This is a genomic window from Pseudomonas sp. KH_046_1 (genome assembly GCF_057839025.1).
Map to the genome: position 1 here is coordinate 6,098,635 of NZ_CM174481.1, position 26,767 is coordinate 6,125,401.

A 26,767-nucleotide genomic window follows, 5' to 3' on the forward strand; every position below is an offset into this window, starting at 1 on the left:
AGCGCGCCGTGGGGTCATCGCGAGCAAGCTCGCTCCTACAAGGGAAATTCGCCAGAATCGAGTAGGAGGCGGCTTCACAGCCGCCGTCCTCTCACACCACCGTACGTACGGGTCCGTATACGGCGGTTCAGGTTATGCGGTTAAGCCGTTTTATCGTATCCAGTATTGGGACCAGCCCCAGGCTGTCCCACAGCTTCTTCGGCAGCGCGTGATTCATATGTGACGCTCCCGAATTCCACCATGGCCCGCGCCCGTTGAACGCTGATTTGCAGGCGCGTGCTTCGCTGATCCCCAGACGTATCAGGTTGCGCGCCCTCGTTGGGCGCTGCTTCCATTGACGCCAAATGACACAGCGAAGTTTACGGCGCATCCAGCCATCCAACGCCTCAAGGGGGCGGTTGCTCTGGCTGAGCTTGAAGTAACCCGCCCAACCACGTAGCACCGGGTTAATCCGTTCAATGACGCTTGCCATCTTGTGGCCCCGCGCTCCGCGCAGCAGTTCTCTGAGCCGATCGCGCAAGCGATTCAGGCTCATCGTAGCTACTTTCAGCCTCGGCTGTTTATGCAGGCTCATCCCGTAACCCAAGTAATCACACGCCCACGGCCGTGCTACTCGGCTCTTTTCTTGATTCAACGTCAGTTTCAGGCGTTGATTCAGGAAGCGCTCAACCCTGACCAGCACTCGCTCGCCAGCACGACGACTGCGCACATAAATGTTGGCGTCGTCGGCATAGCGTACAAAACGATGGCCCCGCCGTTCCAGTTCGCGGTCGAGTTCATTGAGCAGGATGTTCGACAACAACGGTGAGAGCGGGCCGCCTTGCGGCGTCCCTTCCTGCCGTCGGCTGGCGATCCCGCCCGACATCATTCCCGCCTCGAGATAACGACGGATCAGCATAAGCACACGTTTATCTTCGATTTGACGCTCGATGTAGGCCATCAATACATCGTGGTTGACCCGATCAAAGAACTTCTCCAGATCGAGTTCCACGCACCAGCGGTGGCCCGCCGCCACATGGGCGCGGGCGGTTTCGATGGCTTGATGAGCGCTTCTGCCCGGACGAAAGCCGTAGCTGTAGTCCGAAAACAGCGGATCGAAGATTGGCGTGAGCTGTTGCAGCAGCGCCTGCTGGATCAGGCGATCCACGACGCTGGGGATACCCAGCTGTCTTGTACCGCCTTTGGGTTTGGGGATATCGACGGCGCGTACACCTTGCGGGTGGTATTCGCCGGCCAACAGCCGAGTCTTGAGGATCGGCCAATACTGTTTCACGTAGCCCGCCAGCTGGTCGACCGTCATGCCATCGGCACCCGGTGCGCCCTTGTTGCTGACCACGCGTTGATACGCACGCTTGAGGTTGGCGGGTGCAAGCACCCGCACCATCAGCGTGTCCGGCTCCGCGTTCGTCCACGCCACAGACGCCGTCGATGTTTGCGCCCTGTCAGCCTTCATCCTCGGATACCGTCCAGGACCTGGGGTAACAGTTTTCTCTTGGAGAATATTCTGCGTTTCAACATTCGACGAGACTCTGACGCCTACTGGCGGCATAACCTGTTCGGCCCTTGGTGACGCGGTAATCCGCCACTTACTACGGCCTCAGCTGACTTCTGTGGGCTCATCCCGTCGCCTCTCGACGCTCGGTAGCACAGTGGCAAACCCACAGATCTCCCAGGGTAATTCGCGCGACCTTCCTGCTTATGCCTGTCGGATCTACGTCACAGCGTTCCGTGCAAGTATTGGGCTTTGAAGATATTGGCCTTCTTACCCCGCTGCGCCGCCTCTATCCGCTTCCTGTTCGTCAGGCCAGCATTTTGCCTCGGGCTTCCTTCAGATTCGCAGTCGCCCGCGACACCCTTGCCTCTGGCTAACACTTCCCCTTGCCGGGTGTGTAGAGGACTTACACCTCCAAGTCACCAGCGAGGCCACCACAGCCAAGCTGGTTGCGCTTCGCGCAACGCGCCATGCCTGGCGCACCAACAAAAAGCCCCGACGGGTCGGGGCTTTGGGGGTGACGCTTGAAGCTTATTCGCCGATGGCGGCCTTGTAACCGGCGGCATCGAGCAGCTTGTCCAGATCAGCGGTGTCGCTTGGCTTGAGCTTGAAGATCCAGGCACCGTACGGGTCGGAGTTGAGCAACTCAGGTTCGCCACTCAGCGCTTCGTTGACCGCGATCACTTCACCGGCAATCGGCGAATAGATGTCGGAAGCGGCTTTAACCGATTCAACGACACCCGACTGATCACCGGCAGCAAACACGTTGCCGACTTCAGTCAGCTCGACAAACACCACGTCACCCAGCGCTTCCTGCGCGTGATCGCTGATGCCCACGGTGACGGTGCCATCGGCTTCCAGACGTGCCCATTCGTGACTTTCGGCAAAACGCAGGTCGGCAGGGATATCGCTCATGTTCTGTGTCCTCAGGAAATGGTCGGCGGTCATGCCCGCCAGAAAAGGTTAGATCAAGGTTTTGCCGTGGCGTACGAAGGTCGGTTTGACCACCCGGACCGGGTACCACTTGCCACGGATTTCCACTTCAGCGCGGTCGGCTGTTGCCATCGGCACGCGCGCCAGTGCAATCGACTTGCTTAGCGTAGGAGAGAAACTACCACTGGTGATCTCCCCTTCGCCAACATCGGCGATGCGGACCACCTGATGAGCGCGCAAAACACCGCGCTCCTCAAGGACCAGACCGACCAGTTTGTGCTGCACGCCAGCGGCCTGCTCGGCTTCCAGCGCCTTGCGCCCGATGAACTGCCGGGTGGCGGGTTCCCAGGCAATGCTCCAGGCCATATTGGAGGCCAAGGGGGAAATATCCTGCTGGATGTCCTGACCGTAAAGGTTCATGCCGGCTTCGACCCGCAAGGTATCCCGCGCGCCGAGGCCGATGGGAGAAATCCCGGCACCGACCAGATCGTTGAAAAAGCCTGGCGCCTGATCGGCCGGCAGAATGATTTCCAGGCCGTCTTCACCGGTATACCCGGTGCGCGCGATGAACCAGTCACCATCGGACAGGCCTTCGAAGGGCTTGAGGAGCTGGATCAGGTTGCCACGGGACTGGCTGACCAGCTCGGCAATTTTTTGCCGGGCGTGGGGGCCCTGGATGGCCAGCATCGCCAACTCGGAACGCTCGCGAAGTTGCACGTCGAAACCGTTGAGATGGGCTTGCATCCACGCCATGTCCTGATCGCGGGTGGAGGCGTTGACCACCAGGCGATAACCCTCATCGAGACGGTAGACGATCATGTCGTCGACGATCCCGCCCTGCTCGTTGAGCATGGTGCTGTACAACGCACGGCCGGGGCTGTGCAGGCGTTCGACATCATTGGCCAGCAAATGCTGGAGCCAGGCTTTGGCCTGGGCGCCGCCGACATCGATTACGGTCATGTGGGATACATCGAAGACACCGCAATCGCGGCGCACCTGATGGTGCTCCTCGACCTGCGATCCATAATGCAGAGGCATGTCCCAACCGCCAAAATCGACCATCTTCGCGCCGAGTGCGAGATGAAGGTCATACAGAGGCGTACGCTGTCCCATGGGTTTCTCCTTCCGGGCGTGGCGAAGGCGCGGGCAGGTGCTGCACGGACTGAATGCCTTGTAACAAAGGGCCTTCAGCCGATTTCAGCTACCTGGTCTGTCAGACGGACCGCACCGAATGCCGCGCATTGTAGCCGCAAGGTGTAGGACTGACACCTAGCTGTTTCGATGTGCTGAACGCCGGATCAATCCGATGACCGGTAACAGTCCGACCAGCACCAGGGTCAACGCCGGCAAAGACGCCCGTGCCCATTCGCCTTCGCTGGTCATTTCGAAGATTCGCACCGCCAGCGTGTCCCAGCCAAACGGGCGCATCAGCAAGGTCGCGGGCATTTCCTTGAGCACGTCGACGAACACCAGCAGCGCGGCGCTCAACGTGCCGGGTAGCAATAATGGCAGATACACTTTGAAAAACAGTCGTGGCCCACTGACGCCAAGGCTACGTGCCGCTTCGGGCAAAGATGGCCGTATACGCGCCAGACTGCTTTCCAGTGGCCCGAAGGCCACCGCAATGAAGCGCACCAGATAGGCCAGCAGCAACGCCGACAGGCTGCCCAGCAGCAGCGGCTTGCCCGCGCCACCGAGCCAGCTCGAGAGCGGGATCACCAGTTCGCGATCCAGGTAACTGAACGCCAGCATGATCGACACCGCCAGCACCGAACCGGGCAAGGCATAACCCAGATTGGCCAGACTGACCCCGGAACGAATGACCCGGGTGGGCGCCAATCGTCGGGCAAACGCCAGTAACAAGGCGACGCTGACGGTGATCAACGCCGCCATCGCACCCAGATACAAGGTATGGACGATCAACCCGGTGTAACGCTCGTCGAGATCGAAGCGCCCGCGCAGCCAGAACCACACCACCAATTGCAGCATCGGGATAACGAAAGCGCAGGCGAACACCAGACCGCACCACGTCGTGGCCGCCAGTGCCTTGACGCCTCGCAGGTGATACAGCGCCTTGACCCGTGGTCGCTCGTTGCTCGCCCGGTTGGCCCCACGGACACGCCGTTCGCCGTAGAGCACGAGCATCACCACCAGCAGCAACAGGCTGGCCAGTTGCGCGGCGGACGACAGGCTGAAAAAACCGTACCAGGTCTTGTAGATGGCGGTGGTGAAGGTATCGAAGTTGAACACCGACACTGCGCCGAAGTCTGCCAGGGTTTCCATCAGCGCCAGTGCCACGCCCGCGCCAATGGCTGGTCGCGCCATGGGCAACGCCACCCGCCAGAACGCATGCCAGGGCGATTGGCCAAGGACTCGCGCGGCTTCCATCAGGCCTTTGCCTTGGGCGAGGAAGGCGGTGCGGGCCAGCAGATAGACATAGGGATAGAAAACCAGCACCAGCACCACAATCACGCCGCCCGTGGAACGCACGCGCGGCAGGCGCAGACCACTGCCAAACCATTCGCGCAGCAGGGTTTGCACGGGGCCGGCAAAATCCAGCAGGCCGACGAAGACGAAGGCCAGCACATAGGCCGGGATCGCGAAGGGCAGCATCAGCGCCCAGTCCAGCCAACGCCGGCCGGGGAATTCGCAAAGGCTGGTGAGCCAGGCCAGGCTGACACCCAGGACTGTCACGCCGACACCGACGCCTAGCACCAGGGTCAGGGTATTGCCCAGCAAACGCGGCATCTGTGTGTCCCAGAGATGGGACCAGATCTGTTGATCGATGGTTTGCCAGGAAAGCAGCAGGACGCTCAGGGGCAACAGGACCAGCGCAGCGATGGCGAAGACGACTGGATACCAGCGGCGTTGGGCGGGATGGGCCAAGGAAGTTCTCTAGAAAATACAGTTTGTGGCGAGGGAGCTTGCTCCCGCTGGGCTGCGTAGCAGCCCCAAAACGCGGAAAACCCGCACGGATTTTGTGAGTGCTGCGCACTCAAGCGGGAGCAAGCTCCCTCGCCACAGGGATAGCGCTCGGCCTTACTTTACCAGCAACAGCCTATGAACTCAGTTCCAGCCAGCCTTGTCCATCAAGCGAATCGCTTCGGCCTGACGCTTGCCGGCGATTTCCACAGGCAAGGTATCAGCGATGAACTTGCCCCATGCGGCGACTTCAGCCGATGGCTGCACGGCCGGGTTCGCCGGGAACTCCTGGTTCACGTCGGCAAAGATTTTCTGTGCTTCAGGGGTGGTCATCCACTCCACCAGGGCCTTGGCCGCTTCCGGGTGTGGCGCGTGTTGTGTCAGGCCGATACCCGACAGGTTGATGTGTACACCACGGTCAGCCTGGTTCGGCCAGAACAGTTTCACCGGCAGGTCTGGCTTCTGCTTGTGCAGGCGGCCGTAGTAGTAGGTATTGACGATACCGACGTCGCATTGGCCGGCGTTGATCGCTTCCAGCACGGCGGTGTCATCGGAGAACACGTCAGTGGAGAGGTTCTTGACCCAGCCCTTGAGGATTTCCTCGGTCTTCCCGGCGCCGTGCACTTCGATCATGGTCGCGGTCAGGGACTGGTTGTAGACCTTCTTCGCCGTGCGCAGGCACAGGCGGCCTTCCCATTGCTTGTCGGCCAGCGCTTCGTAGGTGGTCAGTTCACCCGGCTTCACCCGATCAGTGGAGTAGGCAATGGTCCGCGCCCGCAGGCTCAGGCCGGTCCAGGCATGGGAGGCGGCCCGGTATTGCAGCGGAATGTTGGTGTCGATGGTTTTCGAGGTGAACGGCTGGAGGATGCCCATCTGCTCGGCTTGCCAGAGGTTGCCAGCATCGACGGTGAGCAGCAGGTCAGCCGGCGTATTCGCGCCCTCGGCCTTGAGCCGCTGCATCAGTGGCGCTTCCTTGTCGGTGATGAACTTCACCTTCACGCCGGTCTTGGCGGTGTAGGCATCGAAGACTGGCTTGATCAGCTCGTCGATTCGCGAGGAGTAGACCACCACCTCATCAGCGGCCTGGGCGGCGGTGCTGCCGATCAGGGTCAAGGCCAGTGCAGTCAGTAGACGCTTCGGTGCCAACATGGGAGCGGTCTCTCGATTGAAAAATGAGGACAAATGATAAGGACTCACATTTAGCTTCTCAATCGAAGCTGACCGTGGAGGAGTTACCAGATGTTGCTTGATCTGGAATATGAGGTGACTGAGCTGCCGCCATCGCGAGCAAGCTCGCTCCCACAGGGTTCTCCAGCGTTCACACAAATTGCATTAACACCTGAATACCTGTGGGAGCGAGCTTGCTCGCGATGGGGCCATAAGCCCCGGCGAACATCTCAGGGCCTGGCAAGCGCCGGCAAATCCCCAGTCAACCCCAGCGCGTCACGCACGAACAGCGCCTTGGCTTCCGGCATTTTCTCGACCATTTTCAACCCGGTATTACGTAACCAGCGCACCGGCAACGGATCGGCCTGGAACAAGCGCTCAAAGCCTTCCATCGCCGCCATCAGCGCCAGGTTGTGGGGCATGCGTCGACGCTCGTAACGGCTGAGGACTTTCACATCCGCCAGGCGTTCGCCACGTGTTGCCGCTTGCAGCAACACTTCGGCCAGCACGGCGGCATCGAGGAATCCGAGATTCACTCCCTGCCCGGCCAACGGGTGAATGGTGTGGGCCGCGTCGCCGATCAATGCCAGGCCTTCAGCCACATAACGCTTGGCATGCCGCTGGCGCAGAGGCACACACAGGCGCGGGTCGGCGCTAAGCACCTCGCCGAGCCGACCTTCAAAGGCCCGCTCCAGCTCCTTGCAGAAACCTTGCTCATCCATCGCCATCAGGCGTTCGGCTTCGCCGGGTGTGGTCGACCAGACGATCGAACACCAATCCTGTTGGCCGTCGCGCTCAAGGGGCAGGAACGCCAACGGACCGTTATCGGTGAAGCGCTGCCAGGCCGTCATCTGATGCGGCTTGGCGCAACGCACGCTGGTGACGATGGCATGGTGCAGATAATCCCATTCGCGGGTCGCCACACCGGCCAGGCGTCGCACCGCCGAGTTGGCGCCATCCGCCGCGATCACCAGTGGTGCACGCAAGGTGCGGCCGTCGGCCAGGGTCAGCAGCCAGTCATCGCCGGAGCGGCGCATCTGTTCCAGGCGAGCATTGGCCAGCAACCCCAGGTCGCAATCGTGCAGGCGCTCGAGTAAGGCATCCTGGATCACGCGGTTCTCGACGATATGCCCCAGTACCTCGGCATGCACGCTGGCCGCCGAGAAGTGGATTTGCCCGGTGCCGCTGCCATCCCAGACCTGCATGTCGGTGTAGGGGCTGCTGCGCCGCCCGGCGATGCCGCCCCACACACCCAGGCGCTCGAGAATCCGTTGGCTGGCAGCCGACAAGGCGCTCACCCGCGGTTCAAACGCAGCCTGAGCGTTGAACGGTTTGACGCTCATGGGGCTGCCGTCCAGCAGCAGGACTTCCAGCCCGCTGTTCTGCAACGCCAGCGCCAGGGCGCTGCCGACCATTCCGGCCCCGACAATCAGCAGATCTGCGCGCATTTCCATGCTTTAAGCCTGTCTCTCTTGCGGCTTGAGCCGCACGTAAAGGGTTTTCCCGACCCGCGCCACCAGGTGGCAGGGGCCGTCATGAATGTCGAACCTGCAATTGCGGCAGGTATTTTTATCGATCATGCCTTGCCGAATCCGCGGATCAGCCAGTCACGCATCTGGACGGGTACCCAGCCCCATCGCCTGCCGGGCAAACCAGCGTTTGGCCGGTGGCAGAAGGTCCAGGCCGAGCAAGCCGATGTTGCGCCCCAGGGACACCAGCGGCTGGGTGCTGCCGAACAGGCGCGTGACCTGATCGGAGAAACCCACGGTGAGGTCCTGATCGAGACGCTGGCGTTCGCGATAGGCCTGCAACGTGGCGAAGTCGCCCAAAGGTTTTTCACTGGCGAGCAAGGCATCGGCCAGGGCCTGGGTATCGCGCAGGGACAGGTTGAACCCTTGGCCGGCAATCGGATGCAGGCTGTGCGCTGCATTGCCGAGAATCGCCAGATGCGGGCGCACCTGTTCTTCGGCCTCGACCAGTGTCAGCGGATAAAGATGCCGCGCACCGACCTGTTTCAATGTGCCGAGGCGATAACCAAACACACCCTGCAACTCGCTGAGGAAGCTGCGTTCATCAAGGGCCGCCAGGCGTTGCGCGTCCATGCCCAGGCGGGTCCAGACCAATGCGCAGCGATTATCCGGAAGCGGCAGCAACGCCATCGGGCCTTCGTCGGTGAAACGCTCGAAGGCCATACCGTTGTGGGCTTCGCTCGGGGTGATGTTGGCGATCAGCGCGCTCTGGTTGTACGGACGCTTGCGGATGCCGATCCCCAGTTGCTCGCGCAGGCCGGAGCGGCCGCCATCGGCGAGCACCGCGAGGTCGCATTCCAGGGTGGTTTCATCGTTCAGGGTCAGGCGATAGCCATCGGTCAGCGGCTCCATGCGGGTGACTTCCGCCGGGCAGCGCCAACTGATCACGTCCTTGTCCAGGCCTTGCCACAGGCATTGGCCGAGCCAGGCGTTTTCAACGACATAACCCAGCGCTGGCACCCCCTCTTCCATCGCCGACAAACGGGCGGTGGAGAATCGGCCACGGTCGGAAACATGAATCTGCTTGATCGGCTCGGCGCGGCGCGAGACTTCCTGCCAGACGCCCAGCCGTTGATAGATTTGCCGCGAACCGAAGGACAACGCAGAGGAACGGGCATCGTAACTCGGTTGATAGCTGTCGCCAGGGGCGAACGGCTCGATCAACACGATCTTCCAGCCCCGAGCCTTGGCCCCGGCCTGAAGCGCCAGCGCCAGGCTTGCACCGACCAGCCCGCCACCGATGATTGTGAGGTTGACTCGACTCATGCTGCCTGTGTCCGCGCGGCGGCCATCAGGGCCTCGATCTCGGCGACGGTTTTCGGCACGCCGTTCGTCAATATTTCACAGCCGGTTTTGGTGACCACTACGTCGTCCTCGATGCGCACGCCAATGCCGCGCCATTTCTTCGCAACATTCTGGTTGTCCGGGGCGATATAGATCCCCGGCTCCACGGTCAGCGCCATGCCGACTTCCAGCACGCGCCACTCGCCGCCGACCTTGTATTCGCCGACGTCATGCACATCCATACCCAGCCAATGGCCGGCGCGGTGCATGTAAAACGCCTTGTAGGCTTCGCTGGCGATCAGTTCGTCAACGTCGCCCCGCAGCAGACCCAGCTTGACCAGCCCGGCCGTGATGACCCGGACCGTGGCCTCGTGCGCCTGGTTCCAGTGCTTGTTCGGGGCGATTTCGGCAAAGGCGGCTTCCTGGGAGGCCAGCACCAATTCGTAAATCGCTTTCTGTTCTGCTGAATACTTGCCGCTGACCGGAAAGGTCCGGGTGATGTCGCTGGCGTAGCAGTCGATCTCGCAACCGGCGTCGATCAGCACCAGATCCCCGTCCTTGAGCAGCGCGTCATTCTGCTGGTAATGCAGGATGCAGCTGTTGCGCCCCGCCGCGACGATCGACCCGTAGGCCGGCATCTTCGCCCCGCCCTTGCGGAATTCGTAATCGAGCTCGGCTTCCAGGCTAAATTCGTGCAATCCGGCGCGACAGGCCTGCATTGCCCGTACGTGCGCCTGTGCGGAAATCCGCGCCGCCTCGCGCATCACTTTCACTTCCGCCGCCGATTTATACAGGCGCATGTCGTGCAGCAGATGATCCAGGGCAACGAACTCGTTCGGCGGCTGGGCACCGAGGTTGGCCTTGGAGCGGATCACATTGATCCACTCCATCAGGTGGCGGTCGAATTCGGGGTTGCTGCCCATGGCCGAATACACCCGGTCACGACCTTCGATCAGGCCCGGCAAGATGTCGTCGATATCAGTGATCGGAAAGGCGTCGTCGGCGCCGAAGTCGCGAATCGCGCCTTCCTGCCCGGCACGCAGGCCATCCCACAGCTCGCGCTCGGCGTTGCGTTCACGGCAGAACAGGATGTATTCGCCATGCACACGCCCCGGCATCAGCACCAGTACGGCCTGCGGCTCGGGAAACCCGCTGAGGTACTGGAAGTCGCTGTCCTGGCGGTAGACGTGCTCGACGTCGCGGTTACGAATGGCCACCGCGGCGGCGGGCAGGATGGCGATGCTGTTGGGTTCCATCTGCGCCATCAGGGCCTTGCGGCGACGGCTGTATTCCGATTTCGGGATATGGATCATGGGCAGATGGTTTTCCCTGTCTTACGATTAGTGCAAAGACGGTTTGGCGGCGGCCGGCACGTCTTTCTTGGTCTCGGAGAACAGCAGCAGCGGTGCGACGCGCAGGTACTCCATGACTTCCATGTAGTCGCTTTCGCCGTCTTCGGACTCTTCCAGCGCGTCTTGCACTTGGGAAATGGCCGCCAGATCCTGCAGCACTTCGGTGGCCTCGGTGCTCAGGGTGCTGCTATCACGGCAGTTCAGGCCGAAGCCGCTGAGGAAACCCTGGCACCACTCGCCCAGTGCGGCGGCACGCTCGGTGAGCGGGGCGTCGTCGGTCGGCAACAGCAGAACGACGGTCACGTCATCGCCGGTGAGCTCGCCTTTTACCATCGCTTGCAGGCCGATCAGGGCGTTGCGAACGTTGTCTTGCGGCTCGCTTTCGAGCAATTCGGCGGCGTCGATCAGCCAACCTTCGGCGTCGAAACCGGCGCCGGCGCAGCTGCGGCCGAGCAACAGGCCGTGCAGTTCAGCAGGCGAGACGTTGTGACCGCTGGAAGTCAGCAGGGTGGCGAAGCCTTGGTACGGGGAATTCTGAATGGTCATGGGCAGCTAGGCGCCAGACGGCGCTATGTCTAGAATGAAGGCCTTGTATCCTACATCGACTACCCCTGTAGGAGCGAGCATGCTCGCGATGGTCGCCAACGATAACGCTGGGTACCTGATACCCCGCGGCGCTCTCAGGTTCATCGCGAGCGAGCTCGCTCCTACAAGTCCGACCCCCATCAGACAGTGAAGACAATGGAAGACACCGACCTGCAAGCGCTGATGGCCAGACTCGAGCTGCTGATTACCCGAGTCGAGCAACTTAAGAGTCAAAATGGACTCTTACTAGCTCAGGAAAAGACCTGGCGCGAGGAACGCGCGCACCTCATTGAAAAAAACGAAATCGCCCGGCGTAAGGTCGAATCGATGATTTCGCGCCTCAAGGCCCTGGAGCAAGACTCATGAGTTCAAGCAATAGCGTCACCGTGCAGATCCTCGACAAAGAGTATTCGATCATCTGCCCTCAGGAAGAGCGCAGTAACCTCGTCAGCGCCGCCCGTTATCTGGACGGCAAGATGCGCGAGATCCGCAGCAGCGGCAAAGTCATCGGCGCCGACCGAATCGCCGTGATGGCCGCGCTGAACATCACCCACGACCTGCTGCACAAGGAAGAACGCCCGGATATCCAGGCCAGCGGATCGACCCGCGAACAGGTGCGTGACCTGCTCGATCGCGTCGATCTGGCGCTCGCCACCGATCCGGACGTCACCAAAGGCTGATTCGCGTCGCCGCTTGCGGTATAATCCCCTCACTCCCTGGGGTGCTTGCCAGTTGGCGATGTCCCTGAGCCGATTTGCTATACCCTGGAGGTTGCACGTTGGGCTGGTGTGCATGTCCGCTAGACGGAAAGCCTTAAAGCCTACTGCATCTTCCACCTTGAACTTTCGGGTTCAAGGGCTAAGTCGACAGCGGCACATTCGGGGAGCCTGATTCCAGTCCAATGCCGGTTTTGATACCGGCGTTGGCGTTTTTACGGGTACGCTTCACGTATCCGCATTGTTGAAGCCCGAATACATGACCGAACCTGCGCTGCTCCCCCGCCCGCAACTTCGACGCATGCTGCGCAAGGCCCGCCGCGCACTGACACCCAGTCAGCAGCGCCAGGCCGCTCGCGGGCTGTACAAGCAATTGGCCCAGCAACCGCTGTTCCGTCGCGCCAGACACATCTCGCTCTACCTGCCCACCGACGGTGAAATCGATCCGCACCTGTTGCTGCGCGCCGCGCAACGCCGGGGCAAGGCCACCTATCTACCGGTGCTGAGCGCCTGGCCGCGAACCAAAATGGTGTTCCAGCGCATCCGTCCCGGGGAAAAACTCAAACCCAACCGCTTCCGCATTCTTGAACCAAGGCACAACCTCGCCCGGCAACGTAAAGTCTGGGCGCTGGATCTGGTGCTTTTACCGTTGGTGGGATTTGACGATGTCGGTGGACGCCTGGGCATGGGTGGCGGCTTCTATGATCGAAGCCTGGCCTACCTGGCGCGCCGCAATGACTGGCGCAAGCCGACATTGTTGGGGCTGGCCCATGAGTGTCAGAAGGTGGCGCGATTGGCTCAGGCGAGTTGGGATGTGCCGCTGCAAGGAACGGTGACGGACAAGGCCTGGTATTACGCAGGTTAGGCGCCACTTCGATCAGTGGCGCGAGGCAACAGGATCAGCGCTTGAAGGCTGTCGACTGTTGCTGCAATTGGGCGAGTTCGACCGGCGCATCGGTCTTGTTGGCCCACAGGCTTTGGGCATAGCCGGTGGTCACGACGCCAAGTCCAAACAAAATGACCAAAATCCATAGTAAATCCGGTTTGCGTTTCATCGATTGCCCCCCAAAGGCACATCAACACGATGACAGCAGCGGTTTCCGTTTGTAGGCCGTGCAGCAGCGTCAAGCTTTAAAGGCCGGCATTTTGCGACAACGCGAACCGCTGCGCAAATGCTGACGCCAACCGACTGTCGGTTTGTCATAAAATCGCCGACAAGCTGCCCAATCACCACGCAAGGAGCAAAAGACATGGCCTATTGGCTGATGAAATCCGAGCCCGACGAACTCTCGATCAAGGGGCTGGAAAAGCTCGGCAAAACGCGCTGGGACGGGGTTCGCAACTATCAGGCACGCAATTTCCTGCGGGCCATGGCAGTGGGTGATGAGTTCTTTTTCTATCATTCCAGCTGCCCTGAGCCGGGCATCGCCGGAATCGGCAAGATTGTCGAAGCCGCGTATCCGGACCCGACGGCGCTGGAGCCGCAGAGCCATTATTTTGACCCGAAGGCCACCCCGGACAAAAACGCCTGGAGTGCGATCGATGTCGCGCATGTCGAAACGTTTGCCCGAGTGCTGAAACTGGATTACCTGAAGCAGCAGACGGCGCTGGCCGAGTTGCCGCTGGTGCAGAAAGGCTCGCGGTTGTCGGTGATGCCGGTGACGGCGGAGCAGTGGGCGGCGGTGATTGCTTTGAAACCTTGAGTCATTTGTTGCCTGTACCGGCCTCTTCGCGGGCAAGCCCGCTCCCACAATGGATTTGTGTTGGAACACGATCACGCAAACACCAAAAAAACCTGTGGGAGCGGGCTTGCCCGCGAAGAGGCCGGCCCGGACAGCAGAGTTCTTACTGAATGATCAGGTTATTGAACAACAAATCCTCAACCACCGGCTTACCGGTTTCATCGTTCATCACCTGCTGGGTCTGCTTCAACGCTTCCTGACGCAGCTTTTCCTTGGCCTCGACGTTGTTCATCGTCTCGGTGGTCTGCTGGGCGAACAGCGCGACCAATTGATTGCGGATCAACGGCTCATTGGCCTTCACCGCTTTGGCGGCCTCGTCACCGGTCACCCGCAACGCCACATCGGCCTTGTAGACCTTGAGTTTCGGCGTGCCGTCCAGCCCGTAGTTACCCACGAATGGCGGGCTCAGGGTGATGTAACTGACCTTCGGAGCTGCATCTTCTTTGGCTTCTTCGGCCACCGCTGCCACAGGCAGAGACAGGGCCAGCATCAACATGATCCACGCTTTCAAAATTCGCTCCTTATCCGGTTTGCGGCCTGGCATAACGACCCGCCGCGCAAGCACAAGCTTATGGCTGACTATCAGGGTCGGGCATGCTCGTTGACCCATCGACCCACACACCTACACTTATCGGCCATCACTCCCAAAGGAATAGCCCTGATGAAAGCCGTGCTGTGCAAAGCCTTCGGCCCTGCCGAATCGCTGGTGCTGGAAGACGTCGCCAGTCCTGTCGCGAAGAAGAATGAAATCCTGCTGGACGTGCACGCCGCCGGGGTGAATTTCCCCGACACGTTGATCATCGAGGGCAAATACCAGTTCAAGCCGCCCTTCCCGTTTTCGCCGGGTGGTGAAGCGGCCGGCGTGGTCAGCGCCGTGGGTGAAAAAGTCAGCCACTTGAAAGTCGGTGACCGGGTCATGGCCCTGACCGGCTGGGGCAGCTTTGCCGAGCAGGTTGCCGTGCCGGGCTACAACGTGTTGCCAATCCCGCCGTCCATGGACTTCAACACTGCCGCCGCCTTCAGCATGACTTACGGCACCTCGATGCACGCCCTCAAGCAGCGCAGTAACCTGCAACCGGGCGAAACCCTGCTGGTGCTTGGTGCCTCCGGCGGTGTCGGCCTGGCGGCGGTGGAAATCGGCAAAGCCATGGGCGCCCGGGTGATCGCGGCGGCCAGCAGCGCAGAGAAACTCGCCGTGGCCAAGGCTGCCGGCGCCGATGAGCTGATCAACTACAGCGAAACCAGCCTGAAGGACGAAATCAAGCGCCTGACCGACGGCCAGGGCGCCGACGTGATCTACGACCCGGTCGGCGGCGACCTGTTCGACCAAGCAATCCGCGCCATCGCCTGGAACGGCCGCCTGCTGGTGGTCGGCTTCGCCAGCGGGCGCATTCCCGAATTGCCAGTCAACCTGGCCTTGCTTAAAGGTGCGGCAGTGCTCGGCGTGTTCTGGGGCTCGTTCGCCCAACGCCAGCCGCAAGACAACGCAGCGAACTTCCAGCAGTTGTTTGGCTGGTTTGCCGAAGGCAAGTTGAAACCGCTGGTGTCGCAGGTTTATCCGCTGAGCAATTCAGCCCAAGCCATCAATGATCTTGGCCAGCGTAAAGCGGTCGGGAAAGTGGTGGTGCAGGTTCGCTGAATCTCTATCTGCAATAAAAGCGCGGCCACGCTGCCGCGCTTTCTTGTCATAACAGCGCCCTTCCAAAATACCGGCCTTGCTGACTGAACCATCCACCTGCACAGTCAGACTGACACGCACCATGCCGGTGACACCCGCCCGATGCAGCGCCACCGGATAAACCGGCTTCGGATTATTCTCGGGTATCAGGAACACCTCCCCGGCCCTGACATCCATGGACGCCACCAACAAAAGCACGCATACCCACCACCGCATGTCCCTCTCCCTTCGCCTGCAACGCCAGACCTGGCAACGGCACAAAGGTTAAAGCGCAGAGTCATTCGGCATAACGCCATGACTTCTGCTTTAAACGAAGGACCTTTCCTAAAGACCTGCCCTATTTCAGGCACATCAAGCGCCTGCTAACCAAACAGGTAACGCTTCCTACAACGCCCCTCACTTACATCTGAGCGACATGTTCATAAAGGAACACGCGACTTCCAACATTTCCGCTGTTTTGCTGATGAGAACCGGTGCTATTTTCGGTAACGAAACTGTAACATTCGTATCCGCAGTCAAAACAAGAAATCTGGAGCTCTTGAATGTTTGCTTTCTTTCGTCCTGCCGCACATCAGGCTCCATTGCCTGAAGAAAAAATAGACAGCACCTACCGACGCCTGCGCTGGCAGATTTTCGCCGGCATCTTCATTGGTTATGCCGGTTACTACCTGCTGCGTAAGAACTTCTCCCTGGCTATGCCGTACCTGATCGACGAGGGCTACTCCCGTGGTCAACTGGGCCTGGCGATGTCCGCCATCGCGATTGCCTACGGTCTGTCGAAGTTTCTGATGGGGCTGGTGTCCGACCGTTCCAACCCGCGCTTCTTCCTGCCGTTCGGCCTGCTGGTGTCGGCCGGGGTGATGTTCGTTTTCGGTTTCGCGCCCTGGGCGACGTCCAGCGTGACCATGATGTTCATTCTGCTGTTCATCAACGGCTGGGCCCAGGGCATGGGTTGGCCGCCGAGTGGCCGGACCATGGTGCACTGGTGGTCGCAGAAGGAACGTGGCGGCGTGGTGTCCGTGTGGAACGTGGCGCACAACGTCGGCGGCGGCCTGATCGGCCCGTTGTTCCTGCTCGGCATGGGTCTGTTCAATGACTGGCACGCCGCGTTCTACGTGCCGGCGGCCGTGGCGCTGGCAGTAGCGGTGTTTGCCTTTGTGACCATGCGCGACACCCCGCAATCGGTTGGCCTGCCGCCGATCGAGCAGTACAAGAACGACTACCCGGAAGGCTACGACGCCAGCCACGAAGAGGAATTCAGCGCCAAGGAAATCTTCGTCAAATACGTACTGCGCAACAAAATGCTCTGGTACATCGCCCTGGCCAACGTCTTTGTCTATCTGCTGCGCTACGGCGTGCTGGACTGGGCGCCGACCTACCTCAAGGAAGCCAAGGGCTTCACTGTGGATAAAACCTCGTGGGCGTACTTCTTCTACGAGTGGGCAGGTATTCCGGGCACGCTGCTGTGCGGCTGGATGTCGGACAAGATCTTCCGTGGCAACCGTGGCCTGACCGGCATGGTGTTCATGGCGCTGGTGACGGTCGCGACGCTGGTTTACTGGCTCAACCCGGCCGGCAATCCGATGGTCGACATGATTGCACTGCTTTCCATTGGCTTCCTGATCTACGGCCCGGTGATGCTGATCGGCCTGCAGGCGTTGGAACTGGCACCGAAGAAAGCGGCCGGTACGGCGGCGGGCTTTACCGGTCTGTTCGGTTACTTGGGCGGCTCGGTCGCGGCCAGTGCAGCGATGGGCTACACCGTGGACCATTTCGGTTGGGACGGCGGCTTCGTGCTGCTGGTCGGCGCCTGCCTGCTGGCGATGGCCTTCCTGGCCCCGACCCTACGGCACAAACAAATCGCCAGTCAGGGCCGCGAAGCACTCGCTTGATCGGCCTTTGATTTACAGCGCTTGAGCCGCGCCTCCAGATTCCGGTCTGGCATGGCGTGGCTGCGCAGGGCGTGCGCGGTCTGCTCGACATAATCGCGAGTGGTGCCGTAGCGCCCGCAGGCGTTCTCGAACACATGGCTCAGCACATGGTCCGGCAAGTTGCCGGCATAGCTGGGCAGATGTCGCTCCAGCACAAAGCCCAATGCCTGAACCTGGCTGCCATCTTCGAGACGGCAGTTGAGCCAGTGCGGGCGGTAGGAAGGGAAAGGCATCTCGCGCTGCCAAAGTGCGTAGAGCGAGGCTTCGAGTTGCTCTTCGGGCAAGCGATAGGCGAAACCGCTGCAAGAACCGCCGCGATCCAGGCCAAACACCAGGCCGGGCATTTCCGGCGTGCCGCGATGTTCGTGGGACCACAGGTACAACCCGCGATGGTATCCATGCACCCGGCCGCGAATCCGCTCAACCGCCGTGCATTCAGGGCGCCAGATCAGCGAACCATACGCAAACAACCACACCGGACCGCCCTTGTGGCGCGCCATGGTCGATTGCATCGAGCTGAGCAATTGTTCGTGCGTGAGCTGCGGCCCCAGATCGAGCCGCGGAGGGTAAGCCAGATTCAAAAAAGCAGATTCAATGGCGCTCATGGCGAATAGCGTTCAGCTCCCCGCGGGTGAAGAATTACTTAATAGAACGCACAGCTGTAACAATAAGGCACATAAGTTTTAAGGCAATTTGAATGCCATGGCACAGTTCTTAAGTTGATGCCTGCATGAGATATAACCTACCGAAATTTATAGATGTTTATAAATACCGATAGGCTATGTAGGGGTTTATAACTTGTAGGAGCGAGCCTGCTCGCGATGGTCGTTAACGATTACGCGGGGAGTCAGGCTGTCCGCGGCGCTCTTGAGTCCATCGCGAGCAGGCTCGCTCCTACAGTGTGGAGGGGCAACATCAGGATCTGGGGGCATACGCAAAAACGTCGGCACGCATCTGGTGAGCGTCCATCCCCGCTTCCACCAGCGCATCCAGCGTGCCGTAGACCATGGCTGGAGAGCCACTGGCGTACACATGCAGCGGCTTGAGGTCAGGGAAGTCTTCACAGACCGCTTCATGCAACATGCCGCACCGCCCTTCCCAACCGCATTGATCGCTGACGACCTTGTGAAGGAACAGGTTGGGCAGCTTCAGCCATTCGTCCCAGTGCTCGATTTGATAAAAATCTTCAGGACGACGCACGCCCCAATACAGATGCACCGGGTGCTTGAAACCCGAGGCCCGGCAATGCTCGATCAGACTGTGGATCTGGCCCATGCCGGTACCAGCGGCGATCAGCACGAGAGAACCGTCCGGCAACTCCTCCAGGTGGGTATCGCCAAACGGCAATTCGACCCGCACAATGCTGTTGCGCTGGAGCTGTTCGATCAGGCTCAGCGCACTGGTTTCGCGCGCCAGTACGTGGATTTCCAGGTCGCGCCCCGCATGCGGTGCCGAGGCGAGGGAGAAGGCGGATTTCTCGCCGTTCTCACGCTCGATCATCAGGTACTGGCCGGCGTGGTAACGCGGCGGCTTGCCGGCCGGAGCCCGCAGACGCACGCGCCAGGTGTCGCCGCCCACCTCCTTGCACTCAATGACCTGACACGACACGCTGCGCACCGGCAGTTCTCCCAGCGCGAGCACGCCATCCCACAGGACGATGCAGTCTTCCAGCGGCTCCGCTATGCAAGTGTAGAATTCGCCATGGTCGCGCACATTGCCGGCCTGCTCGACCCGGCCTTCCACCAGCAGCGCCGCGCACACGTGGCAATTGCCGTTGCGACAGCTTTGCGGGCATTCGTAGCCCAGACGTCGTGCGCCATCGAGAATCCGCTCGCCGGGCAATATCTCAAGCACTGCTCCGGAGGGCTGCAAGGTTACACGCATCAATCTATTCCTAACTGATTCCAGATGGCATCGATCCGCTGGGTCACGGCATCGTCCTTGACGATGACCCGGCCCCATTCGCGGGTAGTTTCGCCCGGCCATTTATGCGTGGCATCGAGGCCCATTTTCGACCCCAGGCCGGAAACCGGCGAGGCGAAGTCGAGGTAGTCGATCGGCGTGTTGTCGATCATCACCGTGTCGCGCTTGGGGTCCATGCGCGTAGTGATGGCCCAGATCACGTCGTTCCAGTCCCGGGCGTTGATATCGTCGTCGGTGACGATAACGAACTTGGTGTACATGAACTGTCGTAAAAACGACCAGACACCCAGCATTACCCGCTTGGCGTGGCCCGGATACGACTTTTTCATGGTCACGATGGCCATCCGGTACGAGCAGCCTTCGGGCGGCAGGTAGAAATCGGTGATCTCCGGGAACTGCTTCTGCAGGATCGGCACGAACACTTCGTTCAATGCCACGCCGAGGATCGCCGGCTCATCCGGTGGACGGCCGGTGTAGGTGCTGTGGTAGATCGGCTTGATCCGGTGGGTGATGCGCTCGACGGTGAACACCGGGAAGCTGTCGACTTCGTTGTAGTAACCGGTGTGGTCGCCGTACGGGCCTTCATCGGCCATCTCGCCCGGATGGATCACGCCTTCGAGAATGATTTCGGCGGTAGCCGGCACTTGCAGGTCGTTGCCCCGGCACTTCACCAACTCGGTGCGGTTACCGCGCAAGAGGCCTGCGAAGGCGTATTCGGAAAGGCTGTCGGGCACCGGGGTCACGGCACCGAGGATGGTCGCCGGGTCAGCGCCCAGGGCCACGGAAACCGGGAACGGCTGGCCCGGGTGCTTTTCGCACCACTCGCGGTAATCCAGCGCGCCGCCACGGTGGCTCAGCCAGCGCATGATGACCTTGTTGCGACCGATCACCTGCTGACGATAGATGCCGAGGTTCTGGCGATCCTTGTTCGGGCCTTTGGTGACGGTCAGGCCCCAGGTGATCAGCGGGCCAACATCGCCCGGCCAGCAGGTCTGCACCGGCAGCATGGCCAGGTCGACGTCGTCGCCTTCGATGACCACTTCCTGGCACACCGCGTCCTTGACGACTTTCGGCGCCATCGAAATGATCTTGCGGAAGATCGGCAGCTTGGACCAGGCATCCTTCAAGCCTTTCGGCGGCTCGGGTTCCTTGAGGAACGCCAGCAGCTTGCCGATCTCGCGCAGCTCGCTGACCGCCTCGGCGCCCATGCCCAACGCCACGCGCTCGGGGGTGCCGAACAGGTTGCCGAGCACGGGAATGTCGTAACCCGTAGGCTTTTCGAATAGCAGGGCCGGACCTTTGGCGCGCAACGTGCGGTCGCAGACCTCGGTCATTTCCAGTACTGGGGACACCGGAATCTGGATGCGCTTGAGTTCGCCGCGCTGTTCCAGCCCGCTGATAAAGTCGCGCAAGTCGCGATACTGCATGCGTGAGCCTCGTGTTGGCCGTGGCGTTCGGGGCAGGCAGTTTAGCGCCGAACCCTGCGGTTCAGAACCACGAACTGCCGCTTGATCAAAAATCAGATAGCAAAAAGCCGGGTTTCCCCGGCTTTTTTTGCCTGTTCGACTTACTTGCGTTTCATCGACAGGAAGAACTCATCGTTGGTCTTGGTCGTTTTCAACTTGTCGACCAGGAACTCGATGGCAGCCACTTCATCCATCGGGTGCAGCAGCTTGCGCAGAATCCACATGCGCTGCAGCTCGTCGTCGGCAGTCAGCAACTCTTCGCGGCGGGTGCCGGAACGGTTGATGTTGATGGCCGGGAAGACGCGCTTTTCAGCGATACGGCGATCAAGCGGCAGCTCCATGTTGCCGGTGCCTTTGAATTCCTCGTAGATCACTTCGTCCATCTTCGAGCCGGTTTCAACCAGCGCGGTGGCGATGATGGTCAGCGAGCCGCCTTCTTCGATGTTCCGCGCGGCGCCGAAGAAACGCTTCGGTTTCTCCAGGGCGTGGGCATCGACACCACCGGTCAGTACCTTGCCGGAGCTCGGGATCACGGTGTTGTAGGCGCGAGCCAGACGGGTGATGGAGTCGAGCAGGATCACCACGTCTTTCTTGTGCTCGACCAGGCGCTTGGCCTTCTCGATCACCATTTCGGCAACCTGCACGTGGCGGGTTGGCGGCTCGTCGAACGTCGAGGCAACCACTTCGCCGCGCACGGTGCGCTGCATTTCGGTCACTTCTTCCGGACGTTCATCGATCAGCAGCACGATCAGGTGAACTTCAGGGTTGTTACGCGCGATGTTCGCGGCAATGTTCTGCAGCATGATCGTCTTGCCCGCTTTCGGCGGTGCAACGATCAGACCGCGCTGGCCTTTACCGATCGGGGCGCACAGGTCGATGACACGACCGGTCAAGTCTTCGGTGGAACCGTTACCGGCTTCCATCTTCATGCGCACGGTCGGGAACAGCGGGGTCAGGTTCTCGAAGAGAATCTTGTTCTTCGCGTTTTCCGGACGGTCGTAGTTGATCGTGTCGACCTTGAGCAGCGCGAAATAACGCTCGCCTTCCTTTGGAGGGCGGATCTTGCCAACGATGGTGTCACCGGTGCGCAAGTTGAAACGACGGATCTGGCTCGGCGAGACGTAGATATCGTCTGGACCGGCGAGATAGGAAGCGTCAGCGGAGCGCAGGAAGCCGAAGCCGTCCTGGAGAATCTCCAGCACGCCATCACCGGAGATTTCCTCACCGCTTTTCGCGTGCTTCTTGAGCAGGGAGAAAATCACGTCCTGCTTGCGCGAACGGGCCATATTTTCTATGCCCATCTGTTCGGCCAATTCGAGCAGTTCGGTAATCGGCTTTTGCTTGAGTTCAGTCAGATTCATATAGGAATGACGTAATCATTTATGGAGGGGGGAAATTAAGCTTTTGGCTTAATGAGGCCGCGCCGCAGAGAAGGCGACAGGATCGCGTACTTATTCGAAAAGGAGTGCGTCGGCGACGGCTAGCAGGGGGCAATGGAGAAACCAGTGCGGGGCCGAATGTACCACCTGAGTTTAGGAGCGTCTAGCCCTGAATACGCAAAAAGCCCCGCTATTTGCGGGGCTTATTCAGGATACTTTGCAGCGACGCTTAGATGTTGGCGTCGAGGAAGGCAGCCAGTTGCGACTTCGACAGTGCGCCGACCTTGGTCGCTTCAACGTTGCCGTTCTTGAACAGCATCAGGGTCGGGATACCGCGCACGCCGTGCTTGGCCGGGGTTTCCTGGTTCTCGTCGATGTTCAGCTTGGCAATGGTCAGCTTGCCTTTGTAAGTCTCGGCAATTTCGTCCAGAACCGGAGCGATCATTTTGCAAGGGCCGCACCATTCAGCCCAGTAGTCGACCAGTACAGCGCCTTCGGCCTTGAGTACGTCGGCCTCGAAGCTAGCGTCGCTAACGTGTTTGATAAGATCGCTGCTCATGGAATTCTCCAGGTTGTAAGCAAAAAAACGTGGCCCATCATAGCTGCCCTTCCCTCGTTCAGGAAGGTGCAGATGATTGAGTCTCGCTATGGTGATTCATGAGTTTGGGTATAGCTCAGGTCATGAAGTGACGGGAGCGATGAACGCGATTCCGGTGCGCAATGCGGCATTGCGTACGTGCTCTTGCATGGCCTTTTGCGCGGCGCCAGAAGCTCGGCGAGCCAGCGCACGAAGGATTTTGCGGTGTTCCTGCCAGGTTTCCATGGCCCGCTCGACCCGGATGAACGGTAGCTTCTGGCTCTCCAGGAAGATGTCGGCGCTGGCGGTCAGGATGCTCAGCATCGCCTGATTGCCGCTGGCCAGCAGGATGCGGCGGTGGAATTCGAAATCCAGGCGGGCTGCGGCTTCGAAGTCACCGGATTTCAGCTCATTACGCATGGCGGCGACATTGTCTTCCAGCGCATCGAGTTCGTCGGTGCTCAAGGTTACGGCCGCCAACCCCGCCGCAAACCCCTCCAGCGCATAGCGCAACTGAAAGATGTCCAGCGGCGAAGCCTGCGCCGCGAACGGCCAGCCCGGCGCTGCATCGCCTCGCGGCAACTCCACCGGCGATTGCACGAACACGCCTTTGCCCGGCTGGATGCTGATGACGCCCAGCGCACTCAGCGATGACAACGCCTCGCGCAACGACGCCCGACTGACCCCCAATTGCACCGCCAGGTCCCGTTGCGAAGGCAAGGCATCCCCAGGCCCGAAGCCCTGTTCGGTAATCAGTTTGCGGATGGCTTGCAGCGCCACTTCAGGTACGGCGCGGGAGATCGAGTTCATGGTTTTCCAGACGAACCAGGCCAATGTGCGCACAGTTGTAAAGCTATTCGCGACGCCCGGCAAGTCGTGCCCCATGGGGGTTCGGTGATTTTCACGGCTGCGCCATCGGGGTGCGAAACGCAACCTGACTGTTCAGACCAGTAAGACCGTGCGACGCCAGCAAAACCGCGCTCTGGCGCCCCCAAAACCCTATGTTGGCATGGCCCATGCTCTGTCGATCCGCAGAAATCACTTCTTGCCGATCCGGAGATTTGCCATGACCCAGCGTTACAGCGCCCTCCTCGCCGCCCTGTTTGCCAACCTGATGCTGAGCCAGGCACCCGCCCACGCCGACGGCCTGGAGGATGTGTTCAAGCGCGGCGTCCTCAAGGTCGCCGTGCCTCAGGACTTCCCGCCCTTCGGCTCGGTCGGCCCGGACATGAAGCCCCGCGGCCTCGATATCGACACCGCGAAACTGCTGGCCGACCAGCTCAAGGTCAAACTCGAACTGACCCCGGTCAACAGCACCAACCGCATCCCCTTCCTCACCACCGGCAAGGTCGACCTGGTGATCTCCAGCCTCGGCAAGAACCCGGAGCGCGAAAAAGTCATCGACTTCTCCCGCGCCTACGCGCCGTTCTACCTCGCCGTGTTCGGTCCGCCAGACGCCGACATCAAAGGCCTGGACGATCTCAAGGGCAAGACCATCAGCGTCACCCGCGGCGCCATCGAAGACATCGAGCTGACCAAGGTCGCCCCCGAAGGCGTGACCATCAAGCGTTTCGAAGACAACAACTCGACCATTGCCGCGTACCTGGCCGGGCAAGTCGACCTGATCGCCAGCGGCAACGTGGTGATGGTCGCGATCAGCGAGAAGAGCCCGAAACGCGTGCCGGCGCTGAAAGTGAAGCTCAAGGATTCGCCGGTCTACGTCGGCGTCAACAAGAACGAGCCGACGCTGCTGGACAAGGTCAACCAGATCCTCGTGACCGCCAAGAGCGACGGCGCGCTGGAAAAGAACGCCCTGACCTGGCTGAAAGAACCGTTGCCGGCCGATCTCTGATTCGGCGCGCTGGAGACGTTTTATGGCTTATCAATTCGATTTCCTGCCGGTGGTGAACAACACCGATCTGTTGCTTCGCGGTGCGTTGTTCACCCTTGAGCTGACCGCCATCGGCGCTGTGCTCGGTGTGGGACTGGGCATCGTCGGGGCGCTGGTGCGGGCGTGGAACATCCGGCCTTTCGCGGGGATTTTCGCGGCCTACGTCGAGTTGATCCGCAACACGCCATTCCTGGTGCAGTTGTTTTTCATCTTCTTCGGCTTGCCGTCCCTGGGCGTGCAGATTTCCGAATGGCAGGCGGCGGTGCTGGCGATGGTCATCAACCTCGGCGCCTATTCCACCGAGATCATTCGCGCCGGCATCCAGGCGATCCCCCGGGGTCAGCTGGAGGCTGCGGCGGCACTGGCGATGACGCGCTTCGAAGCGTTCCGTCATGTGGTGCTGCTGCCGGCATTGGGCAAAGTCTGGCCGGCCCTGAGCAGCCAGATCATCATCGTCATGCTCGGTTCGGCAGTCTGCTCGCAGATCGCCACCGAAGAGCTGAGCTTCGCTGCCAACTTCATTCAATCGCGCAACTTCCGCGCCTTTGAAACCTACGCCCTGACCACACTGCTGTACCTGTGCATGGCGCTGCTGATCCGCCAGTTGCTGAACTGGATAGGCCACCGGTTCATTGCAAGGAGCAGCCGATGAGCGAATTCACCTTCTGGGACATCGTGCGCAACCTGCTCATGGGTCTGCAATGGACGCTGGCGCTGTCGCTGGTGGCGTTCATTGGCGGCGGGCTGATCGGCTTGCTGATCATGGTCATGCGCATCTCGAAAAAATCCCTGCCGCGCAGTTTCGCCCGAACCTACATCGAACTGTTCCAGGGCACACCGCTGTTGATGCAGCTGTTCCTGGTGTTTTTCGGCGTGGCGTTGGCCGGGATAGAGATTTCGCCGTGGATGGCGGCGGCGATTGCACTGACGTTGTTTACCAGCGCCTATCTGGCGGAGATCTGGCGCGGTTGCGTCGATTCGATTCCCAACGGTCAGTGGGAAGCCTCATCGAGCCTGGCGCTGAGCCCACTGGAGCAACTGCGCTACGTGATCCTACCCCAGGCCCTGCGCATTGCCGTGGCGCCGACGGTGGGGTTTTCGGTGCAAGTGGTCAAAGGCACCGCCGTCACCTCGATCATCGGTTTCACCGAACTGACCAAGACCGGCGGCATGCTCGCCAACGCCACCTTCGAACCCTTCATGGTCTACGGCCTCGTCGCCCTCGGCTACTTCCTGCTCTGCTACCCCTTGTCGCTCAGTGCGCGTTACCTGGAAAGGAGACTGCATGCCTCTGCTTAGAATTTCCGCCCTGCATAAATACTACGGCGATCACCATGTGCTCAAAGGCATCGACCTGAGCATCGAGGAGGGCCAGGTGGTGGCGATCATCGGTCGCAGCGGCTCGGGCAAGTCCACTTTGCTGCGCACCCTCAACGGCCTGGAGTCGATCAACGACGGCGTGATCGAAGTCGACGGCGAGTACCTCGACGCCGCCCGCGCCGATCTGCGCAGCCTGCGGCAGAAAGTCGGCATGGTGTTCCAGCAGTTCAATCTGTTCCCGCACCTGACCGTCGGCGAGAACGTCATGCTCGCGCCGCAAGTGGTGCAGAAAGTACCGAAAGCCAGGGCCACCGAACTGGCGCGGCAGATGCTGGAAAGAGTCGGGCTGGGGGAAAAGTTCGATGCCTTCCCTGATCGGCTGTCCGGCGGACAGCAACAGCGGGTAGCGATTGCCCGGGCACTGGCGATGTCGCCGAAGGTTTTGCTGTGCGACGAAATCACCTCGGCGCTGGACCCGGAACTGGTCAACGAAGTGCTGAGCGTGGTCCGGCAACTGGCCAGGGAGGGCATGACGCTGATCATGGTCACCCACGAAATGCGCTTCGCCCGGGAGGTTGGGGATAAGTTGGTGTTCATGCACCAGGGCAAGGTGCATGAGGTGGGGGATCCGAAAGCACTGTTCGCCAACCCGCAGACGGCGGAGCTGGCGAATTTCATCGGGACTGTTGAGGCGGCGGGCTGAAGATCTTCGGTGCTATTGACGCCGCCTTCGCGAGCAAGTCGGACCGCCGCACCGCCGCTCCCACAGGGTTCTCTGTTGGAATACGATTGCGTATTCGCTGCAAAAACCTGTGGGAGCGGGCTTGCCCGCGAAGAGGCCAGTGGCCGCACCACTAGAACCCCGTGGTAAAAGATCGCA

The 26,767-nt window shown here is 60.6% G+C and carries 28 protein-coding genes, 1 other RNA gene and 1 pseudogene; 11 read left to right on the forward strand and 19 right to left on the reverse strand.

The window, feature by feature from the left end; genetic code table 11:
* Positions 1-127: 127 nt before the first annotated feature.
* From ltrA to AC3IT9_RS28025, 10 genes and pseudogenes are all read right to left on the reverse strand, one after another.
* Positions 128-1,549 (reverse strand): group II intron reverse transcriptase/maturase, encoded by a 1,422-nt coding sequence (gene ltrA / locus AC3IT9_RS27980; protein ID WP_489271473.1) that lies wholly within the window; start codon positions 1,547-1,549, stop codon positions 128-130.
* Positions 1,550-2,023: 474 nt separating this feature from the next.
* Positions 2,024-2,407, reverse strand: coding sequence for a glycine cleavage system protein GcvH (gcvH, locus tag AC3IT9_RS27985; RefSeq protein WP_489271474.1), 384 nt, complete (start codon positions 2,405-2,407; stop codon positions 2,024-2,026).
* Between the two features lie 48 nt (positions 2,408-2,455).
* A complete protein-coding gene (gcvT, locus tag AC3IT9_RS27990; RefSeq protein WP_489271475.1) occupies positions 2,456-3,538 on the reverse strand; it encodes a glycine cleavage system aminomethyltransferase GcvT in 1,083 nt (360 codons plus the stop codon).
* A gap of 156 nt (positions 3,539-3,694) precedes the next feature.
* A complete protein-coding gene (locus AC3IT9_RS27995; RefSeq protein ID WP_489271476.1) occupies positions 3,695-5,311 on the reverse strand; it encodes an ABC transporter permease in 1,617 nt (538 codons plus the stop codon).
* 180 nt (positions 5,312-5,491) lie between these two features.
* On the reverse strand, positions 5,492-6,496 hold the full coding sequence (locus tag AC3IT9_RS28000) for an extracellular solute-binding protein (protein ID WP_150724963.1): 1,005 nt from the start codon (positions 6,494-6,496) through the stop codon (positions 5,492-5,494).
* 248 nt (positions 6,497-6,744) lie between these two features.
* Positions 6,745-7,962: a 2-octaprenyl-3-methyl-6-methoxy-1,4-benzoquinol hydroxylase gene (locus tag AC3IT9_RS28005; RefSeq protein WP_489273544.1), complete on the reverse strand. Its 1,218-nt coding sequence runs from the start codon at positions 7,960-7,962 to the stop codon at positions 6,745-6,747.
* Positions 7,963-7,971: 9 nt separating this feature from the next.
* Positions 7,972-8,083, reverse strand: a pseudogene (locus AC3IT9_RS28010) (tetrameric acyl-CoA thioesterase); the annotation flags it as partial.
* A 38-nt stretch (positions 8,084-8,121) separates the two neighbouring features.
* Positions 8,122-9,309 (reverse strand): 2-octaprenyl-6-methoxyphenyl hydroxylase, encoded by a 1,188-nt coding sequence (gene ubiH, locus AC3IT9_RS28015; protein WP_489271477.1) that lies wholly within the window; start codon positions 9,307-9,309, stop codon positions 8,122-8,124.
* On the reverse strand, positions 9,306-10,640 hold the full coding sequence (pepP, locus tag AC3IT9_RS28020; protein WP_150724960.1) for a Xaa-Pro aminopeptidase: 1,335 nt from the start codon (positions 10,638-10,640) through the stop codon (positions 9,306-9,308). Before pepP ends, ubiH begins: the two co-directional genes overlap by 4 nt.
* 27 nt (positions 10,641-10,667) lie before the next feature.
* Complete coding sequence (locus tag AC3IT9_RS28025; protein WP_150724959.1) at positions 10,668-11,225, reverse strand: YecA/YgfB family protein; 558 nt, start codon at positions 11,223-11,225, stop codon at positions 10,668-10,670.
* A gap of 195 nt (positions 11,226-11,420) precedes the next feature.
* On the opposite strand from AC3IT9_RS28025, the gene AC3IT9_RS28030 reads away from it, so the two are divergent.
* The 4 genes from AC3IT9_RS28030 to AC3IT9_RS28045 all read left to right on the forward strand — a co-directional run bounded on the left by AC3IT9_RS28030 (position 11,421) and on the right by AC3IT9_RS28045 (position 12,845).
* Entirely contained in the window at positions 11,421-11,630 is a 210-nt protein-coding gene (locus AC3IT9_RS28030; protein ID WP_007982902.1) for a TIGR02449 family protein, read from the forward strand.
* The gene (locus AC3IT9_RS28035; RefSeq protein ID WP_007982900.1) at positions 11,627-11,944 is read left to right on the forward strand and encodes a cell division protein ZapA; all 318 of its coding nucleotides are present in this window, start codon (positions 11,627-11,629) and stop codon (positions 11,942-11,944) included. Before AC3IT9_RS28030 ends, AC3IT9_RS28035 begins: the two co-directional genes overlap by 4 nt.
* Before the next feature lie 30 nt (positions 11,945-11,974).
* A non-coding RNA gene (ssrS, locus tag AC3IT9_RS28040) (6S RNA) lies at positions 11,975-12,153 on the forward strand.
* Between the two features lie 86 nt (positions 12,154-12,239).
* Complete coding sequence (locus tag AC3IT9_RS28045) at positions 12,240-12,845, forward strand: 5-formyltetrahydrofolate cyclo-ligase (protein ID WP_150724958.1); 606 nt, start codon at positions 12,240-12,242, stop codon at positions 12,843-12,845.
* A 34-nt stretch (positions 12,846-12,879) separates the two neighbouring features.
* Here the strand turns inward: AC3IT9_RS28045 and AC3IT9_RS28050 are convergent, their stop codons facing one another.
* Positions 12,880-13,035 (reverse strand): hypothetical protein, encoded by a 156-nt coding sequence (locus AC3IT9_RS28050; protein ID WP_007982896.1) that lies wholly within the window; start codon positions 13,033-13,035, stop codon positions 12,880-12,882.
* A gap of 195 nt (positions 13,036-13,230) precedes the next feature.
* On the opposite strand from AC3IT9_RS28050, the gene AC3IT9_RS28055 reads away from it, so the two are divergent.
* The gene (locus AC3IT9_RS28055) at positions 13,231-13,683 is read left to right on the forward strand and encodes an EVE domain-containing protein (RefSeq protein WP_223443903.1); all 453 of its coding nucleotides are present in this window, start codon (positions 13,231-13,233) and stop codon (positions 13,681-13,683) included.
* Between the two features lie 142 nt (positions 13,684-13,825).
* On the opposite strand, the gene AC3IT9_RS28060 is transcribed toward AC3IT9_RS28055, so the two are convergent.
* The gene (locus AC3IT9_RS28060; RefSeq protein ID WP_032829534.1) at positions 13,826-14,233 is read right to left on the reverse strand and encodes a flagellar basal body-associated protein FliL; all 408 of its coding nucleotides are present in this window, start codon (positions 14,231-14,233) and stop codon (positions 13,826-13,828) included.
* Positions 14,234-14,383: 150 nt separating this feature from the next.
* Here AC3IT9_RS28060 and AC3IT9_RS28065 point away from each other — a divergent pair, with 150 nt between their 5' ends.
* Positions 14,384-15,361 carry an NADPH:quinone oxidoreductase family protein gene (locus AC3IT9_RS28065; protein WP_489271478.1) on the forward strand — a complete coding sequence of 326 codons (978 nt, stop codon included), beginning with the start codon at positions 14,384-14,386 and terminating at the stop codon, positions 15,359-15,361.
* Here the strand turns inward: AC3IT9_RS28065 and AC3IT9_RS28070 are convergent.
* Positions 15,293-15,616, reverse strand: a complete 324-nt coding sequence (locus AC3IT9_RS28070; protein WP_489271479.1) for an energy transducer TonB — start codon at positions 15,614-15,616, stop codon at positions 15,293-15,295. The two genes, AC3IT9_RS28065 and AC3IT9_RS28070, sit on opposite strands and share 69 nt — an antisense overlap.
* 326 nt (positions 15,617-15,942) lie before the next feature.
* On the opposite strand from AC3IT9_RS28070, the gene glpT reads away from it, so the two are divergent.
* Entirely contained in the window at positions 15,943-17,292 is a 1,350-nt protein-coding gene (glpT, locus tag AC3IT9_RS28075) for a glycerol-3-phosphate transporter (RefSeq protein WP_223443899.1), read from the forward strand.
* Here the strand turns inward: glpT and AC3IT9_RS28080 are convergent.
* From AC3IT9_RS28080 to AC3IT9_RS28105, 6 genes are all read right to left on the reverse strand, one after another.
* A complete protein-coding gene (locus tag AC3IT9_RS28080) occupies positions 17,268-17,936 on the reverse strand; it encodes a gamma-glutamylcyclotransferase (RefSeq protein ID WP_489271480.1) in 669 nt (222 codons plus the stop codon). The two genes, glpT and AC3IT9_RS28080, sit on opposite strands and share 25 nt — an antisense overlap.
* Positions 17,937-18,246: 310 nt before the next feature.
* Positions 18,247-19,215 carry a CDP-6-deoxy-delta-3,4-glucoseen reductase gene (locus tag AC3IT9_RS28085; protein WP_489271481.1) on the reverse strand — a complete coding sequence of 323 codons (969 nt, stop codon included), beginning with the start codon at positions 19,213-19,215 and terminating at the stop codon, positions 18,247-18,249.
* Positions 19,215-20,681: a 4-hydroxy-3-polyprenylbenzoate decarboxylase gene (gene ubiD / locus AC3IT9_RS28090; protein ID WP_150753884.1), complete on the reverse strand. Its 1,467-nt coding sequence runs from the start codon at positions 20,679-20,681 to the stop codon at positions 19,215-19,217. Before ubiD ends, AC3IT9_RS28085 begins: the two co-directional genes overlap by 1 nt.
* 140 nt (positions 20,682-20,821) lie before the next feature.
* The gene (gene rho / locus AC3IT9_RS28095) at positions 20,822-22,081 is read right to left on the reverse strand and encodes a transcription termination factor Rho (RefSeq protein WP_046039047.1); all 1,260 of its coding nucleotides are present in this window, start codon (positions 22,079-22,081) and stop codon (positions 20,822-20,824) included.
* A 247-nt stretch (positions 22,082-22,328) separates the two neighbouring features.
* Entirely contained in the window at positions 22,329-22,658 is a 330-nt protein-coding gene (gene trxA, locus AC3IT9_RS28100; RefSeq protein WP_003177349.1) for a thioredoxin TrxA, read from the reverse strand.
* 120 nt (positions 22,659-22,778) lie between these two features.
* Positions 22,779-23,486: a FadR/GntR family transcriptional regulator gene (locus AC3IT9_RS28105; protein WP_150724950.1), complete on the reverse strand. Its 708-nt coding sequence runs from the start codon at positions 23,484-23,486 to the stop codon at positions 22,779-22,781.
* 256 nt (positions 23,487-23,742) lie between these two features.
* On the opposite strand from AC3IT9_RS28105, the gene AC3IT9_RS28110 reads away from it, so the two are divergent.
* From AC3IT9_RS28110 to AC3IT9_RS28125, 4 genes are read left to right on the forward strand one after another with little or no spacing between them, the layout of a single operon-like run.
* Positions 23,743-24,528, forward strand: a complete 786-nt coding sequence (locus tag AC3IT9_RS28110; RefSeq protein ID WP_489271482.1) for a transporter substrate-binding domain-containing protein — start codon at positions 23,743-23,745, stop codon at positions 24,526-24,528.
* A 22-nt stretch (positions 24,529-24,550) separates the two neighbouring features.
* Positions 24,551-25,219 carry an amino acid ABC transporter permease gene (locus tag AC3IT9_RS28115; protein WP_489271483.1) on the forward strand — a complete coding sequence of 223 codons (669 nt, stop codon included), beginning with the start codon at positions 24,551-24,553 and terminating at the stop codon, positions 25,217-25,219.
* The gene (locus tag AC3IT9_RS28120) at positions 25,216-25,866 is read left to right on the forward strand and encodes an amino acid ABC transporter permease (protein WP_489271484.1); all 651 of its coding nucleotides are present in this window, start codon (positions 25,216-25,218) and stop codon (positions 25,864-25,866) included. Before AC3IT9_RS28115 ends, AC3IT9_RS28120 begins: the two co-directional genes overlap by 4 nt.
* Positions 25,853-26,590 (forward strand): amino acid ABC transporter ATP-binding protein, encoded by a 738-nt coding sequence (locus AC3IT9_RS28125; protein ID WP_150724947.1) that lies wholly within the window; start codon positions 25,853-25,855, stop codon positions 26,588-26,590. Before AC3IT9_RS28120 ends, AC3IT9_RS28125 begins: the two co-directional genes overlap by 14 nt.
* Positions 26,591-26,767: the final 177 nt, after the last annotated feature.